This window comes from Staphylococcus sp. mip270_02, assembly GCF_054031535.1.
Window position 1 is genome coordinate 1648900 of the sequence record NZ_CM132934.1, and the last position, 19851, is coordinate 1668750.

A 19851-nucleotide genomic window follows, 5' to 3' on the forward strand; every position below is an offset into this window, starting at 1 on the left:
TGTAACTATGTATGCATATATAAAGGGGACGTTAGCAGTTTTGAACCCTACACACGTGGTTGTAGAAGCCTCAGGTGTAGGATACGAAATTCAAACGCCCAATTCTTACCGTTTTCAAAAATTTATGGAACAAGAAGTTGTAATTCATACGTCATTAATAGTTAGAGAAGATGCTCAACTTCTTTATGGATTCATAAATCAAGAAGAAAAAGATATGTTTTTAAGCTTAATTAAAGTAACAGGTATTGGACCAAAATCTGCGTTAGCTATATTAGCTAGTAGTTCGCCTAATGAAGTTAAGATAGCTATAGAGAACGAAAATGATGCCTATTTAACAAAATTCCCTGGTATTGGTAAAAAAACAGCACGACAAATCGTATTAGATCTTAAAGGAAAAGTTCAAATAAACGAAGTAGATAGTAGCCAAATATTAAATGTTGAAGCTTCACTTAGTGATAATACACCGATTATTAAAGAAGCACTTTTAGCATTGGAAGCGTTAGGATACTCAAAACGAGAGCTAACAAAAGTAGAAAAAGCATTAGCTAAAGACTCGTTCGAATCTGTAGATGATGCAGTTAAAAAAGGACTGCAATTATTGATATCATAATTACAAATAATATTTTAAAGGGGTGTAATCAATGGACGATAGAATGGTAGATCAATCTATACATGATGAGGAATCTTCATTTGAATTTTCATTGCGACCGACTAAATTACGTCAGTACATAGGTCAATCAACAATTAAATCGAATTTAGAGGTGTTTATAAAAGCAGCTAAAATTAGACAAGAGCCATTAGACCATGTGCTATTATTCGGCCCCCCTGGATTAGGTAAAACGACTTTGTCTAACATTATTGCAAATGAAATGGATGTTAACATTAGAACGATTTCCGGGCCTTCGATAGAAAGGCCAGGAGATTTAGCTGCAATTCTTTCTAGTTTACAACCTGGTGATGTTTTATTTATAGATGAAATTCATAGACTAAGCAGTGTGGTAGAAGAAGTTTTGTACCCAGCTATGGAAGATTTCTTTCTAGATATTGTTATAGGCAAAGGTGAAGAAGCGCGTAGTATACGTATAGACTTACCACCATTCACATTAATTGGTGCGACGACTCGTGCTGGTAGTTTGACGGCCCCATTGCGAGACAGGTTTGGTGTGCACCTCAGATTAGAATATTATAAAGAACATGAATTAAAAGAAATTATTGTGCGTACTGCAGAAGTACTTGGTACTTCAATTGATGAGGAAAGCGCTATAGAATTAGCGAAACGTAGTCGTGGTACACCTAGGGTAGCCAATAGGTTATTAAAGCGGGTTCGTGATTTTCAACAAGTCAATGATGACGAATTAATCTGTATTGCAACCACAAGAGCATCATTGCAATTGCTACAAGTTGATGATGAAGGATTGGATTACATTGATCATAAAATGATGAATTGTATTTTGGAGCAATATAAAGGTGGCCCTGTTGGGTTAGATACTATTGCTGTTTCGATTGGTGAAGAGCGGGTTACAATTGAAGATGTTTATGAGCCTTTTTTAATTCAGAAGGGTTTTATCGAACGTACGCCCCGTGGTCGTAAAGCGACACCTTATGCATTTGAGCATTTTAGTAAGAAGAATGAAAAGAGGGAATAAGTTTGGATATTGAAGCATTTGATTATCATTTGCCTGAATCATTAATTGCACAAACACCTCTGAAAAACAGAGATGAAAGTAGATTGCTAATTCTTGGCAGACAATCTGGTAATATTGAACATCAACAGTTTAAAAATGTTATTGATTATTTAGAAAGTGGAGATACCCTTGTATTAAATGATACGAGAGTAATGCCTGCAAGGCTATTCGGTTTAAAAGAAGAGACTGGTGCAAAAGTAGAAATGTTGATGCTTACTCAAATCGAGGGTGATGATTGGGAAGTGTTACTAAAACCAGCTAAAAGAATTAAAGTAGGCAACAGATTAACTTTTGGTGAAGGTAAAATTGTTGCCGAGTGCATAAAAGAGCTTGATCAAGGCGGTCGTATTATGAGACTGCATTATGATGGCATCTTACAAGAACGTTTAGATGAATTAGGCGAAATGCCTTTACCTCCTTATATTAAGGAACGTTTAGATGATCAAGAGCGCTATCAAACTGTATATGCAAAAGCATCGGGTTCTGCAGCGGCACCAACAGCAGGGCTCCATTTTACAGATGAATTATTAGCCAATATTAGAGATAAAGGTATTAATATTGCTTTTATCACATTACATGTAGGACTAGGAACATTTAGGCCAGTTAGTGTAGATAATATAGATGACCATGAAATGCATAGCGAATACTATCAAATGGATAGAGAAACTGCGGAACTATTAAATGAAACGAAAGATAATGGCCACCGTATTATATCGGTTGGTACAACGTCTACAAGAACATTAGAAACAATTATGCAATCAAATGACAAATTTGTAGCACAAAGTGGTTGGACAGATATATTTATCTTCCCAGGATTTACTTTTAAAGCTATTGATGGATTGATTACAAATTTTCATTTGCCGAAATCTACGCTTGTAATGTTAGTTTCAGCTTTTAGTTCGAGAGATAATATTTTAAATGCTTATAATCAAGCAGTTTCTTCAGAATATAGATTCTTTAGCTTTGGAGATGCAATGTTAATTATTTAGGGAATGAAAGGAGCGTTTATATGCCAGCAGTTACGTATGAGCATATTAAAACTTGTAAACAATCCGGTGCGAGATTAGGTATCGTGCACACACCACATGGCTCTTTTGAAACACCAATGTTTATGCCTGTTGGAACAAAAGCGACAGTTAAAACGATGAGTCCAGAAGAATTAAATCAAATGGAAGCAAAAATCATTTTAGGAAACACATATCATTTGTGGTTACAACCAGGAAATGATATCATCAAAAAGAGTGGGGGATTACACCAGTTTATGAACTGGAATGGTCCAATACTGACTGATTCTGGTGGTTTTCAAGTATTTAGTTTAAGTAATTTGAGGAAAATTAGTGAAAAAGGCGTAGAGTTCCGTCATCATACAAATGGTTCGAAATTGTTTTTGAGCCCAGAAAAAGCTATGCAGATACAAAATGATTTAGGTTCTGATATTATGATGGCTTTTGATGAATGTCCACCTATGCCTGCTGAATATAAATATGTGAAAGACTCAATTGAAAGAACAACGAGATGGGCAGAACGTTGCCTTAAAGCACATAAGAGACCTGATGATCAAGCCTTGTTTGGAATTATACAAGGCGGAGAATATAAAGATCTAAGAAAACAAAGCGCTGAAGAATTAGTTGCTTTAGATTTTCCGGGATACGCAATTGGTGGTTTGTCTGTAGGTGAACCTAAGCCAGTTATGTATGATATGGTAAAGCATACTGAACAATTTATGCCGAAAGATAAACCACGTTATTTGATGGGTGTGGGTTCACCAGATGCATTAATAGAATGTAGTATCAGAGGTATGGATATGTTTGATTGTGTGTTACCAACACGTATTGCACGTAATGGTACTTGTATGACATCGCATGGTCGTGTGACTATTAAAAATGCTAAGTATGCAGAAGATTTAAGTCCGCTTGATGAAAACTGTGATTGTTATACTTGTAAAAATTATAGTAGAGCATACATAAGACATTTAATAAAAGCAGAAGAAACTTTTGGTATCCGTCTTACTACTTATCATAATTTACATTTCTTGCTTAAATTAATGGAAAATATCCGACAAGCAATTCGTGAAGATCGACTTCTTGATTTTAAAGAAGAATTCTTTGAACAGTATGGACTGAATGTTGAAAACCCAAAAAACTTTTAAAAAGGGAGAAATAAAATAATGCAATTTACTTCATTGATATTACCAATTTTATTATTAGTATTAATGTGGTTCTTCTTAATAAGACCACAACAGAAAAAGGCTAAAGAGCATCGTGAAATGATTAGCCAAGTTACTTCTGGCCAACGTGTAACAACTATCGGCGGTATCAAAGGTACTGTACGCAGTGTTGATGAAACTACAGTTGTATTAACTTTAAATGGTAATGGTACTGAAATCACTTTAGAAAAACCTGCTATCAAACAAGTTGATCCTTCATAATAAATAATGTATTGATACATGGGAATGTATTAATTTTGAAATAAATAAACCTTAGGGGATAATTCTCCTAAGGTTTATTTATGTTTGCATAGTTATTTTTAGAAATAGCAGTGAAGTTAACTTTCAAACCAAATTTGGCTCTGTTATCAATTGATTTATTCAACATAATAAACACCAAATGCTATTTTTAATATTTGTTTTATTTATTTAATTCTAATTAAATATTCAAAATAAATGACATAACTTCATTTACTTAAAGGCCATTTTATTCAGGTCATGTTATACTTTAAGGTATATCTTACGCATCATATGCCTATATCTTTAAAACATTTAATACGAATAGATTCTATAATTGTAACGCTTACAATTAAATTTTCTCACAATATTTAATAGAGTTAGTTTTTACACAGGATGTAATATGTTAAGATATATAGGTCGTTTAGATAATTTAGCGTAGTTTAATAAAACTTGCAATAATTGATATTAGAAGCGTATTCTTAAAACATAAGCTTAGAATGAGGTGTTCAAGTGAAGAAAAGTAATCGAATAGTTGCGTTTATATTACTTGTAGTGCTCCTGTTTGCAGGCATGGGACTCACGTATAAGAGCGTAGTTAAGGATGTTAATCTTGGTCTTGATTTGCAAGGTGGATTTGAAGTCTTATACCAAGTAGATCCTTTACAAAAAGGTGATAAAATAGACGATAAAGCGGTAAAAGCTACGGCTAAAACGCTTGAAAATCGTGTGAACGTCTTAGGGGTTTCGGAACCTAAGATACAAGTAGAAGATAAAAATAGAATTCGCGTACAACTTGCCGGTGTTAAAAACCAATCACAAGCACGTGAGATATTATCTTCTCAAGCGAATTTAACAATTCGTGATGCTGATGATAATATCAAACTAACTGGTAAAGATATTCAGCAAGGATCTGCAAAACAAGAATTTAAACAAAATACGAATCAGCCAGCGGTTACATTTAAATTGAAAGATAGTGCTAAATTTAAAAAAGTAACTGAAGAAATTTCTAAAAAAGATGAAAATGTTATGGTCGTATGGCTAGATCATGAAAAAGGTGACACTTATCATAAAGAAATGAATAAGAAAGATCCTAAATATGTTTCTGCAGCTTCGGTTGATCAACCGATAAACTCCGATAGCGTTGAAATTTCAGGTGGTTTTAATGGTGAAGAAGGCGTAGAAAAAGCAAAACAAATTGCAGATTTACTAAATTCTGGTTCACTACCAGTTGACTTGAATGAAATATATTCAAATTCTGTAGGTGCTCAATTTGGTCAAGATGCTTTAGATAAAACGGTATTTGCTGCTGCAATCGGTATTGCTGTTATTTATCTATTCATGTTAGGATTCTACCGTTTGCCTGGTTTAGTTGCTATAATTGCGTTAACAGCATATATTTACTTAACGTTATTAGCATTTAACTTTATTTCAGGAGTATTGACGCTTCCAGGTCTAGCAGCATTAGTACTAGGTGTTGGTATGGCTGTTGATGCTAATATAATTATGTATGAGCGGATAAAAGATGAACTGAAGATTGGACATACACTTAAACAGGCATATAAAAAAGCGAATAAGAGCTCTTTCTTAACTATAGTAGATGCCCAGTTAACAACAGTAATTGCTGCTGCTGTACTATTTTTCTTTGGTGAAAGTTCAGTTAAAGGTTTCGCTACAATGTTATTATTAGGTATTTTAATGATATTTGTAACAGCTGTATTCCTATCAAGATGGTTGCTAACTTTACTTGTGTCATCTAATTATTTTAAAAAATCAAATTGGTTGTTCGGTGTAAGTAAGAAAAATATTCATGATATTAACGATAAAAAAGAAATCCATGATTTGAAAACACCATATGAACGCATTGACTTTATGAAACTTGCTAAACCATTGCTAGGACTAAGTGTACTTATAATCGCCGTAGGTGCAATTATTTTATTTGTATTTAAGTTAAACTTAGGTATTGATTTTACAAGTGGTACTCGAGTTGACTTTGAATCAGATAATAAAGTCACTGAAACTAAGGTTAAAAATACTTTAGAAGATAATGATTTTAGACCTAACCAAGTATCTTTAGGTGAAAATGGTAAAACGGCAACAGTTCAATTCAAAAAAGATTTATCTAAAGATGAAGTATCTAAAATACAGGATACGATAGATGATCAATTTGGTCACAAACCAACTGTTAATACGGTTTCACCAGTAATAGGCCAAGAACTTGCTAAAAATGCTATGCTCGCATTACTATATGCTGCAATCGGCATTATCATCTATATTACATTTAGATTCGAATGGCGCATGGGACTTTCATCTGTGCTCGCATTATTACATGATGCATTTATGATTGTCGCAGTGTTCAGTTTATTTAGATTAGAAGTAGATATTACATTTATAGCAGCTGTGTTAACAATTATTGGTTATTCAATAAATGACACTATTGTTACATTTGATAGAGTTAGAGAAAATTTACACAAAGTAAAAGTGATTACTAAGAAATCCCAAATTGATGATATTGTTAATAGATCAATTCGTCAGACAATGACACGTTCTATAAACACAGTATTAACAGTAGTTATTGTTGTTATTGCATTATTGTTACTTGGCGCTCCAAGTATCTTTAATTTCTCACTAGCATTATTAATCGGATTGATTTCCGGCGTATTTTCTTCTGTATTTATCGCAGTACCGCTTTGGGGTATTATGAAGAAACGTCAACTTAAAAAATCTGATGATAATAAACTTGTAGTTTATAAAGAGAAAAAATCAAATGACGAAAAAATCTTAGTATAATTGAATATTAAATTTCAAAAGACCACAATTTTTGCTAATGCATTAATTGTGGTCTTTATCTGTTTAATTGTTTTGAGAGTATATGAATTGATATGTTATAAAATAGTGAATTTAAAATAGTACATGACAACTTTATTATCAAATAGTCGATTCAATCGATTCTATAAAAGAAACTACTTTTTATTTTGGTATATCTTTTGTATAATGACTTGTGGAAATGAGGGAGAATAGTATGATTAAATCAAAATATACTTGGGACGTTAATTTACCAGAATATGAAATTGCAGAAGCAGATTCTTCGGATTTAAAACTAACTCCTATTGTAAAAAAAATCCTAGAGAGTAAAGGATTAACAAATAAAAACACAATTAATAATCTCCTTAATGGCACACCTGATATGCATGATCCAATGTTGATGAGCGATATGGATAAAGCAATAGAACGTATAAATTTTGCGATAGATCAGAATCAAAAGATTTTAGTTTATGGCGATTACGATGCGGATGGTGTTACCTCTACAACAATTTTAGTGAATACACTAAAGGAATTAGGTGCACATGTAGGTTGGTACATACCCAATCGTTTTTCCGAAGGCTATGGGCCTAATGAAATGGCTTTTAAAAATGCATATGAAGAAGGTATCTCTTTAATCATTACAGTCGATAATGGAATTCAAGGTCATGATGAAATTCAAATGGTTCAGGATTTAGGTGTTGATGTAATAGTAACCGATCACCATGAAATTGGTCGTACAATGCCAAACGCATATGCAATTGTTCACCCTATGCATCCAGAATTTGATTATCCATTTAAGTATTTATGTGGCGCAGGTGTCGCGTATAAATTGGCACAAAAATTATTGGACGAACCTCCAGCATATTTCTTAGGATTAGTTGCGATTGGAACAGTAGCAGATTTAGTATCATTGACAGATGAAAATAGAGCTTTAGTCCAAAAAGGATTGGAAGTATTAAACGATCATTGTCCAGCATCTATAAGAGCTGTATTAAGCCAAGCAGGTTACAGTGATAGTATTACGGAAGAAACAATTGGTTTTATTATAGGCCCAAGACTAAATGCAGTAGGTAGACTTGAAGATGCAGGACTTGCCGCAGAATTATTGATGACCGATTCAGATGAGGAAGCAGATTTTCTTGCGGAACAAGTGGAGTTTTTTAATCAAGAACGTAAAGACATTGTATCTCAAATTACTGAAGAGGCGTTAGCAGCAGCGGAGATCCAAGTAAATCAAGGAGCGAAATTTCTACTTTTAGCTCAGTCTGATTGGCATGAAGGTGTATTAGGTATCGTTGCTTCCAAAATAGTAGAAACTTATAGTCTGCCAACTCTAATTTTAAATATAGATGAAGGGCAAGATCATGCTAAAGGTTCTGCACGTAGTATTGAACAAGTGTCTATGTTTGAAATTTTGAATGCGCACACAGATTTAATAACAAAATTTGGTGGACATCATATGGCTGCAGGTATTACTATGCCAATTGAAAATATTGATTCGTTACGAAATGGTTTAAACGATTGGATGGAACAACTTGCAAGCACAACTTCATTGGAACCACGTAAAAAAGTTGACGTGAAAATTGATGAATCTGATATTACTATTAAAAACATTCAAGATATCCAAAGGTTACGTCCGTTCGGTACAGATTTTTCTAGCCCATGTTTTGAATTAGAAGATATTACAGTCAATCAAAGTAAAGCGATCGGTCAAGAAAGTAAGCATTTAAAGCTAGTTATGGGAGATAGTAAGTTACAAGCTATATTTTGGCAACATGGTCACTTAGTTAAGGAATTGGGTGAGCAACAACCAATTAATGTAATAGGAACATTACAAATTAATGAATGGAATGGCTTCCAATCTCCTCAATTTATGATACAAGATTTAGCTAGTAATAATTTACAGATTTTAGATTATAGAAGTAAACGTAATATTAGTAGTTTTGAACAAGGTAATAATGATGTCGCATATTTAATCCATAATAAGAATGAAAAATTAGGAGATAATTATTACTATTATGGGGAAACGATTTTACAACAATACGATAAGTATGTATTTCGTGATTTACCAACGTCTATTCAAGAAATTAAAGACACGCTTAAAACAATGAGTGTTTCACAAATTTATTTGGTTTTAAATCATGAGCAATCAATATACTTTGAGGGTATGCCAAAAATGGAAACATTCAAAAAATGTTTTAAAGCATTAGTAACGAAAGGTGAAACCAATTTAGTTAATGATGGGATGCAATTATGCCAGTTTTTAAATATACAGCCGAGTATGCTTAAATTTATCTTAAAAGTTTTTCTCGATTTAGAGTTTATAAAAGAGGAAAATGGTATAATTAAGATGAACAGTGTTTCCACAAAGAGAGAGATTGAATCTAGTAAATATTATCAAGGTCGACTAAATAGAATAGAAGTTGAAAAAGTTCTATTATACGACGACTTTAGTAACTTAAAAAAATGGATTAAATCAGAGCTGATAGATAAATAGGAGGAAGTTTGAATGGATTTAAAACAATATGTGTCTGAGGTTGAAGATTGGCCCAAATCAGGCGTTAATTTTAAAGATATAACAACAATTATGGATAATGGTGAGGCGTATGGTTATGCTACTGATCAAATCGTGGAATACGCTAAAGATAGAGATGTTGATGTTATCGTCGGGCCAGAAGCACGTGGATTTATCATTGGTTGCCCGGTAGCTTATTCAATGGGGATAGGTTTTGCTCCAGTAAGAAAAGAAGGTAAATTACCAAGAGAAGTAATTCGCTATGAATATGATTTGGAATATGGAACAAACGTACTTACAATGCATAAAGACGCTATTAAACCAGGTCAACGTGTGTTAATCACAGATGATTTACTTGCGACAGGTGGAACAATAGAAGCGGCTATTAAACTTATAGAACAATTAGGTGGAATTGTGGTTGGTATTGCATTTATTATTGAACTTAAATATTTAAATGGAATAGAAAAAATAAGAGACTACGATGTTATGAGTTTAATCTCATATGATGAGTAATTATCTCAATTAAGTTAAAGGATTGAATTACCAACTTTACTTAAAATAAAAATGCATCTTCATTTTCTAAATGGGGATGTATTTTTTAATTTAATTACGCTAAACAAAAAGTGACCTGAGTCATCAATTATTTCTGGAAAAATAACTTTATTTTGTATTTACAAGATAAAAATAAACCCATATTTTACTATTAGTATCGCATACTCATTTATTTATTTATTAACATGTAGTATTATATAACTATTATACATAATTTGGCCGAATAACGTTAAAATACGTTACAATCATAATTAAGCAAAAATTAATTGAAGCTAACGAAATATAATACTGGGTATCTAATAGCGATTAATATTTAGTATAGGGGTGTCTTAAGTGAACAATGAATATCCATATAGTGCCGATGAAGTACTATCCAAAGCAAAATCATATTTATCTAAGGAAGAGTATGAATATGTGTTGAAAAGTTACCACATTGCCTATGAGGCACATGAAGGCCAATTTAGAAAAAATGGTTTACCGTATATTATGCATCCAATTCAAGTTGCGGGCATTTTGACTGAAATGCATTTAGATGGTCCAACCATTGTTGCAGGTTTTTTACACGATGTTATAGAAGATACACCTTATACATTTGATGATGTGAAGGGCATGTTTAATGAAGAAATTGCAGTTATCGTTGAGGGTGTAACTAAATTAAAAAAAGTGAAGTATCGTTCAAAAGAAGAACAACAAGCAGAAAATCATAGAAAATTATTTATAGCGATTGCTAAAGATGTGCGGGTAATCTTAGTTAAATTAGCAGACCGCTTACATAATATGAGAACATTGAAAGCAATGCCTAGAGAAAAACAAATTCGAATTTCAAAAGAAACACTTGAAATTTATGCTCCTTTAGCACACAGATTAGGTATTAACACTATTAAATGGGAATTGGAAGATACTGCGTTGAGATATACAGATTCTGTCCAATATTTCAGAATAGTAAATCTTATGAAGAAGAAACGTAGCGAACGAGAAGAATACATTCAAAATGCGATTAACCAAATACAAAACGATTTGTCCAATATGCATATTATTGGGGACATAAACGGGCGTCCCAAGCATATTTATAGCATTTATAGAAAAATGGTTAAACAAAAAAAACAATTTGATCAAATCTTTGATTTATTAGCAATTAGAGTTATTGTTAATTCAATTAACGATTGCTATGCTGTTTTAGGCCTTGTCCATACATTGTGGAAACCGATGCCTGGAAGGTTTAAGGACTATATTGCCATGCCGAAACAAAATATGTATCAATCTTTACATACTACTGTAGTAGGTCCAAATGGTGATCCACTAGAAATCCAAATTAGAACTTATGAAATGCACGAGATAGCAGAACATGGTGTGGCAGCGCACTGGGCGTATAAAGAAGGCAAAAAAGTTACTGAAAAATCTCAAAGTTTCAATAAAAAATTAAATTGGATCAAAGAGTTAGCTGAAACCGATAATACTACTTCTGATGCAGAAGAATTTATGGAAACTCTAAAATTCGACTTACAAAGTGATAAAGTTTATGCCTTTACGCCAGAAAGTGATGTCATTGAATTACCATATGGTGCAGTACCAATTGATTTTGCTTATGCAGTTCACAGTGAAGTTGGTAATAAAATGATTGGTTCAAAAGTAAATGGCAAAATCGAACCAATCGACTATGTGTTACAAACAGGAGATATTGTTGAAATAAGAACAAGTAAACATTCATATGGCCCTAGTCGTGATTGGTTGAAAATAGTAAAATCATCAAGTGCTAAGAGTAAAATTAGAAGTTTCTTCAAAAAACAAGACCGTTCTTCAAACATTGAAAAAGGTAAATTTATGGTTGAGGCTGAAATTAAAGATCAAGGTTTTAGAGTGGATGCAGTCTTAACAGATGAAAATATAGAAATTGTCAACAATAAATACAATTTTGCTAATGAAGATGATTTGTTTGCTGCAGTAGGTTTTGGTGGTGTGACAGCGTTGCAGATTGTTAATAAATTGACTGAAAAGCAACGTATTTTAGATAAACAAAAAGCATTAAATGAAGCTCAAGAGATAACTAAATCAGTACCTATTAAAGAGGATATAACGACTGATAGTGGCGTCTATGTTGAAGGTATTGAAAATGTTTTAATTAAATTATCAAAATGTTGTAATCCAATCCCTGGTGATGATATTGTAGGATATATCACAAAAGGCCATGGTATAAAAGTGCATCGTACAGATTGTCCAAATATAAAAAATGAAAATGAACGTCTGATTCATGTAGAGTGGGTGCGTTCTAAAGATTCGACCCAACGTTATCAAGTAGATTTAGAAGTTACTGCATATGATCGAAACGGTCTGTTAAATGAAGTATTACAAGCAGTTAATTCAACACAAAGTAATCTAGTAAAAGTATCTGGACGCTCTGATATTGATAAGAATGCAGTAATTAATATCAGTGTAATGGTAAAAAATGTAAATGAAGTATATCAAGTTGTAGATAAAATTAAGCAACTTGGAGATGTGTATACAGTAACAAGAGTTTGGAATTAGAGGTGTAACTAAATGAGAATAGTAGTCCAGAGAGTCAAAGAAGCATCAGTTTCAAATGATTCTATTGAAAACAAAATAAATAAAGGCTACTGTTTGCTTGTGGGTGTTGGTAAAACTTCAACAGAAGCAGATATAGCTACATTAGCTAAAAAAATCCTCAATGCAAGACTATTTGAGGATGAGGATGGAAAATTAAACTTAAATCTTCAACAAATTGGTGGAGAGATTTTATCTATTTCTCAATTTACACTTTATGCAGATGTTAGAAAAGGTAATAGACCTGGGTTTACCAAATCCATGCCTCCAGAACGTGCTAATGAATTATATGAAAAATTAAATGAAACACTCCGTTCTTATGGAATAAATGTGTTGACAGGTGAATTTGGAACAGACATGTTAGTTAAGATTGCCAATGATGGACCTGTAACAATTATTTATGAAAGTCAGGATGGCAAAATTATATGAAAAAAATCAATACTTGGCTAGAAAAAAATAAACTTAAAAATTTCCCCGCGCTAATTGTCATTGTAACATTTGTTGTCTTTATCATTATGATTATCTCTTTCTTAAATCATAATGATGAGAATAGTAGTAGTATCTATGTTACTGAAGATGCAGAACTAAGAACTGGTCCAAGCTCAGCTTATCCAGTTATTAATAACATCGATAAAGGACAAAACTTCCAAAAAATAGGTAAGACAGGTAAGTGGATAGAAGTAGAATCTTCTAACAAGAAGGAAAAAGGTTGGGTAGCAGGATGGCATACGAATTTAGATATTGAAGCAGATGCTAATCATAATGCCAAACCCTTAAAAGATAAAACGATAGTACTTGATCCTGGTCACGGTGGTAGTGACCAGGGAGCTTCAAGTAATACAAATAAAAAAAGTATCGAAAAAGTATATACTTTAAAAACTGCTAAAGAACTAAAATCACTTTTGGAAAAAGAAGGTGCTACGGTTAACATGACTCGTGAAAGCGACGAATACGTTAGTCTTGATGAGCGAAACATAAAAGGTGATGCTTATATTAGTATACATAATGACTCATTAAAGTCATCTAAAGCAAACGGCAGCACAGTCTATTGGTTCAAAGATAATCAAAAGGCGTTAGCCGAAACATTAAATGCTAGTTTGCAAAAGAGAGCATTACTGACAAATAAAGGTGCTAGACAGGAAAATTTCCAAGTATTGAGACAGACAGATATACCAGCTGTATTATTAGAATTAGGTTATATTAGTAATCCTACTGATGAAGATATGATTACGGATCAATTGCACAGACATATACTTGAAAAAGCAGTTGTCGATGGCTTGCGTGCATATTTTTCAGAATAAAAAGGTTGCATAATTCTCATAAACTGGTTATTATTAAATATGAATTCTATATTAAAACCGATATGATTCTTGAATTTTCTTTACGAAATGGTAGCAAAATTTGCGAAGAGACATAATTCCTGGCTGAAAAATTATGCATAGTAGTTTTGAGAAATTGAACACAAGAACAGGTGCTTTGATAAAAGCCGTTTAGCGAGCGTTATTCGTATGAAGTGGATTATAAATTTAACGTTTATAATCAATTAGGGTGGCAACACGGAAATTCGTCCCTTGTATGACTTATTAGTCATGCAAGGGTTTTTTTATTGCATAAAAGGAGAGATTCTATGATAAATATACCTAGAGGGACGCAAGATATATTACCAGACGAAACAAAAAGATGGCGCTTTATTGAATCAAGGTTAGATGAGTTAATGGAAGTTTATAATTATCAAGAAATTCGTACACCAATTTTTGAAAGCACGGAATTGTTTGCACGTGGAGTAGGTGATTCGACGGACGTAGTCCAAAAGGAAATGTATACGTTTAAAGATAAAGGAGACCGTAGTATTACTCTACGCCCAGAAGGCACAGCTGCGGTAGTCCGTTCTTATATTGAAAATAAGATGCAAGGTTTGCCTAATCAACCAATTAAATTATATTACAATGGACCAATGTTTAGATATGAACGTAAACAAAAAGGGCGTTATCGCCAATTCACACAATTTGGTGTTGAAGCAATTGGTGCTGAAGATCCAGGCATAGATGCTGAAATTTTAGCGATGGCAATGCACATTTATCAATCATTTGGATTGAAGCATTTAAAATTAGTGATTAATAGTATCGGTGACATTGAATCACGTCGCGAATACAATGATGCACTAGTTAGACATTTTGAACCTGTAATTGATGATTTCTGTAATGACTGTAAGGCGCGTTTACACACAAATCCAATGAGAATACTAGATTGTAAAGTTGATAAAGACAAAGAAGCTATTAAAACTGCTCCTAGAATCACTGACTTCTTAAATGAACAATCTCAAAAATATTATGCTGACGTTAAGCAACATTTAGATGATTTAGGTGTACCTTATGTAGAAGATCCTAACTTGGTTCGAGGTTTAGATTATTATACGCATACAGCATTTGAATTAATGATTGATAATCCAAATTATGATGGTGCGATTACAACATTATGTGGTGGTGGTCGCTATAATGGTTTACTAGAATTGTTAGATGGACCAAGTCAAACGGGTATTGGGTTTGCGTTAAGTATAGAAAGATTATTACTAGCTTTAGATGAAGAGCAAATCGAACTTGACGTTGATCATGATTTTGATTTATTTATCGTAACTATGGGTGAAGAAGCAGATCGTTATGCCGTGAAATTACTTAATGATTTACGTAGAAATGGTATTAAAGCCGACAAAGATTATTTACAACGTAAAGTTAAAGGGCAAATGAAACAAGCCGATAGATTAAAAGCAAACTATACTATTGTTATAGGTGAGCAAGAATTAGAAGAAAATAAAATAAATGTTAAAAATATGCAATCAGGTGAAAGTGAAACTATTCGTTTAGATGCAATTATAAATTATTTTAAAAACTAAGGAGAAGATATCATGAGTAAGCGCACAACATACTGTGGTTTAGTAACTGAATCATTATTAGACCAAGAAGTAATATTAAAAGGTTGGGTACACAACCGTAGAGACTTAGGCGGTCTGATTTTTGTTGATTTAAGAGACCGTGAAGGATATGTACAAGTCGTATTTAATCCTGATTTTTCTGAAGAAGCATTAAAAATAGCTGAGACAGTAAGATCTGAATATGTAGTTCAAGTCAAAGGTATCGTCAAAAAACGTGATCCTCAAACTGTGAATCCCAAAATTGCTACAGGTCAAGTAGAAGTACAAGTTTCAGAAATTGAAATTATAAACAAAGCAGAAACACCTCCATTTGCATTGAATGAAGAGAATCAAAACGTTGATGAAAATATCAGATTAAAATATAGATATCTAGATTTAAGACGTCAAGAATTAGCACAAACATTTAAAATGAGGCACCAAACTACACGTTCAATCAGACAATACTTAGATAAAGAAGGCTTTTTCGATATTGAAACTCCAGTATTAACTAAGTCAACACCTGAAGGGGCACGTGACTATCTGGTGCCTTCACGTGTGCATGATGGTGAATTCTATGCATTACCACAATCACCACAACTATTTAAACAATTATTAATGATAGGCGGTTTCGATAAATATTATCAAATCGTAAAATGTTTCCGTGATGAAGACTTACGTGCTGATCGTCAACCTGAATTTACACAAGTCGATATTGAAATGAGCTTTGTAGACCAAGAAGACGTTATGGAAATGGGAGAAGAAATGCTCCAAAATGTAGTCAAAGATGTAAAAGATGTCGAAGTTCCAAGACCTTTCCCTAGAATGACATATGCTGAAGCAATGCAACGCTTTGGTTCAGATAAACCAGATACACGTTTCGGTATGGAATTAGTAGACGTATCAGAATTAGGAGAAATCATGGATTTCAAAGTGTTTAAAGATGCTGTGACTAATAATGGCCAAGTTAAAGCGATAGTTGCAAAAGGTGCGTCAGATCAATACACAAGAAAAGATATTGATGGTTTAACTGAATTTGTAAATATTTATGGTGCTAAAGGTTTAGCATGGGTAAAAGTCGTTGACGAAGGTGTGAACGGTCCAATTGCTAAATTCTTTGAACCAGACCATGTTGCTAAACTACAAACATTAACTGAAGCAGAGCCAGGTGACTTAGTATTATTTGTAGCGGATAAACCAAGTGTAGTTGCACAAAGTTTAGGTGCGTTACGTCTTAAGTTAGCTAGAGAGTTAGATTTAATTGATGAATCTAAATTAAACTTCTTATGGGTAACAGATTGGCCTCTACTAGAATATGATGAAGACTTGAAACGTTATACTGCGGCTCATCACCCATTTACTGCACCAAAACAAGAAGATATCGCTAAATTAGATACTGAACCTGAAAATGCACAAGCTAATGCTTATGACATTGTATTAAATGGTTATGAATTAGGTGGCGGATCTATCAGAATTCATAATGGTGATTTACAGTCTAAAATGTTTGAAGTATTAGGATTTACCGAGGAACAGACGCAAGAACAATTTGGTTTCTTGCTAGATGCATTCAAATATGGTGCGCCACCACATGGCGGTATCGCACTTGGATTAGACCGTCTAGTAATGTTATTAACAGGTCGTACAAACTTACGTGATACAATTGCGTTTCCTAAAACAGCTTCAGCTACATGTTTATTAACAAATGCACCAAGTGAAGTTTCTGAAAACCAATTAGAAGAATTGTCATTACGTATTAGGCATTAATTTTTGTTATAAGCTTTTATTCTTGCTAATTTCAAATATTGTGTTATTATTAATCCCATAAGATAGTCATCTGTAGTGTTCGTATGTTTGCTTTATATTTGGGCCTAACACTCTTTGATCCGGGAGCCCAATGGGTTTTCTTGCAGCGCACACGCCTCACTAGGAGGACTTGCAAAACAAGAAACAGGGCACCCACCTGTTTTAAGCAGGCCGAATGATCAAGCATTTTATAACTACGGCACTTATGGACTCTATCGGTACGCAAGACTTCGGTCTTGCGTATTTTTTTGATATAAAATACAAAACTTGATATTTTTAATTAAATTGAAATAAAATAAATATATTAAATTCAATAAGAGAAAAAGAATTTCAAATGTACAAATTATATTTAATTGCTCTTATTATTAAGGAGAATGGCATGAAACATCAATTTTCAAGAAATGAATTGGCTTATGGTCAAGAAGGTTTAGAATTATTAAAACAAAAAACTGTGGTGATTTTAGGCGTTGGAGGAGTCGGCTCATTTGCTGCTGAAGCTCTAGCACGTACTAATATTGGACATATCATTTTAATAGATAAAGACGATGTAGACATCACTAATGTGAACCGTCAATTACATGCATTAACAACTACTGTTGGACAAAGTAAAGTTACTTTGATGGAAGAACGTATAAAATTGATTAATCCTGAGTGCAGAGTAACTTCATTACATATGTTTTATACAGAAGAAACATACGAAGCTTTGTTCAATAATTATGATATTGACTACTTTGTTGATGCAAGTGATACTATCATGTATAAAGTGCATTTAATGAAAGAATGCTTGGAAAGAGGCATATCTGTTATTTCCAGTATGGGTGCTGCAAATAAAACAGATCCGACACGGTTTAGGATTGCTGATATTTCTGAAACGTATATGGATCCAATGGCTAAAATTATTCGTCGTAAATTAAAAAAACTTGGGATATATAAAGGGATCCCTGTTGTATTTTCAGATGAAAGTCCCATAGTAATAAGAGAAGATGTTAAAGATACTGTAGGTGATGCAAACGCACCAACGAGAAAAGGTCAAATCCCACCGTCTTCTAACGCATTTGTCCCAAGTGTAGTTGGTTTGATTAGCGCTAGCTATGTTGTTAATGATATTTTAAAAGATATACCTGTATCACGTATTAAAGATAAAATGTAAAGTCATACCTAGTATGCAGTTATTCAATATTTTATATTAAAAAAACAGAGGTTGAGATGTAATAATCTCAACCTCTGTTTTTTTAATATAAATCTAGAGTTATTATTATTTTTGTTGCGCTTGGGTGATGTTTTCATAAACCGATTTGAATTGTTGTTCACTTTTAGAAGTCGTTTTCGGTTCATAATAAATTCTACTTTTAAGTTTATCAGGTAGATATTGTTGAGGAATAAATCCACTGTCATAACTGTGAGGGTACTTATAACCAATAGCACGACCTAGTTCTTTAGCTCCAGCATAATGACCATCTTTTAAATGATCAGGAATTTGTCCTATATGCCCTTTGCGTATATCAGAAAGGGCAGCATCAATAGCAGCGATTCCTGAATTAGATTTAGGTGATAAGCAGAGTTCAATAACGGCCTGGCTTAAGGGTATTCTAGCTTCAGGAAAGCCTAAACGTTCAGCTGATTCGATAGCAGCTAATGTGCGTTGTCCCGCATTAGGGGATGCAAGACCTACATCTTCATAACTTATGACTAACAATCTCCTAACGATTGTAGGTAAGTCGCCAGCTTCAATTAAGCGCGCTAAATAATGAAGTGCAGCATTTACATCACTACCGCGAATTGATTTTTGAAATGCACTCATCACATCATAATGCATGTCACCATCTTTATCACTTACAAATGCACCTTTTTGTAAACAATCTTTAGCATCTTGTAAGGTGATGTGGCGTTGGTTATCCGTTATGTCTGAACTTAAAACTGCTAATTCTAATGCATTTAAAGCACTTCTCACGTCACCTTGACTTTGAGTTGTAAAATAAGTCATCGCGTCTTCGTCTACAATCGGATTATAGCTTGCTAAACCACGTTCTTCGTCATTTAGAGCTCTATTCAATGAAGCTTTGATGTCATCTTCATCTAATGGATAAAGTTCAAATATTTGAGCTCTAGAACGGATGGCAGGGTTTATTGCGTGATATGGATTTGATGTCGTAGCCCCAATAAGAACAATTTTTCCATCTTCCAAATGTGGTAATAGGAAATCTTGTTTAGCTTTGTCTAAACGATGGATTTCATCTAATAATAAAATAACTTGCCCAGACATTTTAGCTTCTTCAACTATAAGTTGCATGTCTTTTTTTGTATTTGTAACTGCATTTAATTGACGAAATTTAAATTGAGTACTTCCTGATATAGCTTTAGCAATACTTGTTTTGCCGATACCAGGTGGTCCATAAAAAATCATTGAGGATAATCTTTTTGTTTCTACCATCCTTCTGATAATGCCTTTTGGACCAACTAAATGCTCTTGAGATATAATCTCATCAATGTTGCTTGGTCGCATTCTTGAAGCTAGTGGTTCGTTTAACACAATGTTTCACACCTTTCTAATTCTATATTAACGTAAAAAGTGATAGAATGTTAT

The 19851-nt window shown here is 33.3% G+C and carries 15 protein-coding genes and 1 other RNA gene; 15 read left to right on the forward strand and 1 reads right to left on the reverse strand.

Features of this window, described 5'->3' with window-relative positions; all coding sequences use genetic code 11:
* Nucleotides 1-7: 7 nt before the first annotated feature.
* The 15 genes from ruvA (at nucleotide 8) to ACW5YJ_RS07815 (ending at nucleotide 18417) form a co-directional block, all read left to right on the forward strand.
* Nucleotides 8-610: a Holliday junction branch migration protein RuvA gene (gene ruvA, locus ACW5YJ_RS07745; protein WP_017724672.1), complete on the forward strand. Its 603-nt coding sequence runs from the start codon at nucleotides 8-10 to the stop codon at nucleotides 608-610.
* 31 nt (nucleotides 611-641) lie between these two features.
* Nucleotides 642-1646, forward strand: a complete 1005-nt coding sequence (ruvB, locus tag ACW5YJ_RS07750; RefSeq protein WP_017724671.1) for a Holliday junction branch migration DNA helicase RuvB — start codon at nucleotides 642-644, stop codon at nucleotides 1644-1646.
* Nucleotides 1647-1648: 2 nt separating this feature from the next.
* Complete coding sequence (gene queA, locus ACW5YJ_RS07755; protein WP_017724670.1) at nucleotides 1649-2674, forward strand: tRNA preQ1(34) S-adenosylmethionine ribosyltransferase-isomerase QueA; 1026 nt, start codon at nucleotides 1649-1651, stop codon at nucleotides 2672-2674.
* A 20-nt stretch (nucleotides 2675-2694) separates the two neighbouring features.
* Complete coding sequence (gene tgt, locus ACW5YJ_RS07760; protein WP_017724669.1) at nucleotides 2695-3834, forward strand: tRNA guanosine(34) transglycosylase Tgt; 1140 nt, start codon at nucleotides 2695-2697, stop codon at nucleotides 3832-3834.
* 18 nt (nucleotides 3835-3852) lie between these two features.
* On the forward strand, nucleotides 3853-4113 hold the full coding sequence (yajC, locus tag ACW5YJ_RS07765; RefSeq protein WP_017724668.1) for a preprotein translocase subunit YajC: 261 nt from the start codon (nucleotides 3853-3855) through the stop codon (nucleotides 4111-4113).
* Between the two features lie 528 nt (nucleotides 4114-4641).
* Nucleotides 4642-6918 carry a protein translocase subunit SecDF gene (gene secDF, locus ACW5YJ_RS07770; protein WP_457338069.1) on the forward strand — a complete coding sequence of 759 codons (2277 nt, stop codon included), beginning with the start codon at nucleotides 4642-4644 and terminating at the stop codon, nucleotides 6916-6918.
* A gap of 232 nt (nucleotides 6919-7150) precedes the next feature.
* Nucleotides 7151-9430: a single-stranded-DNA-specific exonuclease RecJ gene (gene recJ / locus ACW5YJ_RS07775; RefSeq protein ID WP_457338070.1), complete on the forward strand. Its 2280-nt coding sequence runs from the start codon at nucleotides 7151-7153 to the stop codon at nucleotides 9428-9430.
* 12 nt (nucleotides 9431-9442) lie between these two features.
* Complete coding sequence (locus ACW5YJ_RS07780) at nucleotides 9443-9961, forward strand: adenine phosphoribosyltransferase (RefSeq protein ID WP_017724665.1); 519 nt, start codon at nucleotides 9443-9445, stop codon at nucleotides 9959-9961.
* A gap of 372 nt (nucleotides 9962-10333) precedes the next feature.
* The gene (locus ACW5YJ_RS07785) at nucleotides 10334-12523 is read left to right on the forward strand and encodes a RelA/SpoT family protein (RefSeq protein ID WP_119604053.1); all 2190 of its coding nucleotides are present in this window, start codon (nucleotides 10334-10336) and stop codon (nucleotides 12521-12523) included.
* A 12-nt stretch (nucleotides 12524-12535) separates the two neighbouring features.
* Nucleotides 12536-12988, forward strand: a complete 453-nt coding sequence (dtd, locus tag ACW5YJ_RS07790) for a D-aminoacyl-tRNA deacylase (protein WP_457338071.1) — start codon at nucleotides 12536-12538, stop codon at nucleotides 12986-12988.
* Nucleotides 12985-13860 (forward strand): N-acetylmuramoyl-L-alanine amidase, encoded by an 876-nt coding sequence (locus ACW5YJ_RS07795; RefSeq protein WP_017724662.1) that lies wholly within the window; start codon nucleotides 12985-12987, stop codon nucleotides 13858-13860. The genes dtd and ACW5YJ_RS07795 overlap by 4 nt, the downstream gene beginning before the upstream one ends.
* Nucleotides 13861-14186: 326 nt before the next feature.
* Nucleotides 14187-15449: a histidine--tRNA ligase gene (gene hisS / locus ACW5YJ_RS07800; RefSeq protein WP_017724661.1), complete on the forward strand. Its 1263-nt coding sequence runs from the start codon at nucleotides 14187-14189 to the stop codon at nucleotides 15447-15449.
* A gap of 12 nt (nucleotides 15450-15461) precedes the next feature.
* Nucleotides 15462-17228, forward strand: coding sequence for an aspartate--tRNA ligase (gene aspS / locus ACW5YJ_RS07805; protein ID WP_017724660.1), 1767 nt, complete (start codon nucleotides 15462-15464; stop codon nucleotides 17226-17228).
* 64 nt (nucleotides 17229-17292) lie between these two features.
* Nucleotides 17293-17483: non-coding RNA, 6S RNA (ssrS, locus tag ACW5YJ_RS07810), on the forward strand.
* A 163-nt stretch (nucleotides 17484-17646) separates the two neighbouring features.
* Nucleotides 17647-18417 carry a tRNA threonylcarbamoyladenosine dehydratase gene (locus ACW5YJ_RS07815; RefSeq protein ID WP_171915207.1) on the forward strand — a complete coding sequence of 257 codons (771 nt, stop codon included), beginning with the start codon at nucleotides 17647-17649 and terminating at the stop codon, nucleotides 18415-18417.
* A gap of 105 nt (nucleotides 18418-18522) precedes the next feature.
* Here ACW5YJ_RS07815 and ACW5YJ_RS07820 read toward each other — a convergent pair whose 3' ends face one another.
* Complete coding sequence (locus ACW5YJ_RS07820) at nucleotides 18523-19797, reverse strand: replication-associated recombination protein A (protein WP_017724658.1); 1275 nt, start codon at nucleotides 19795-19797, stop codon at nucleotides 18523-18525.
* Nucleotides 19798-19851: the final 54 nt, after the last annotated feature.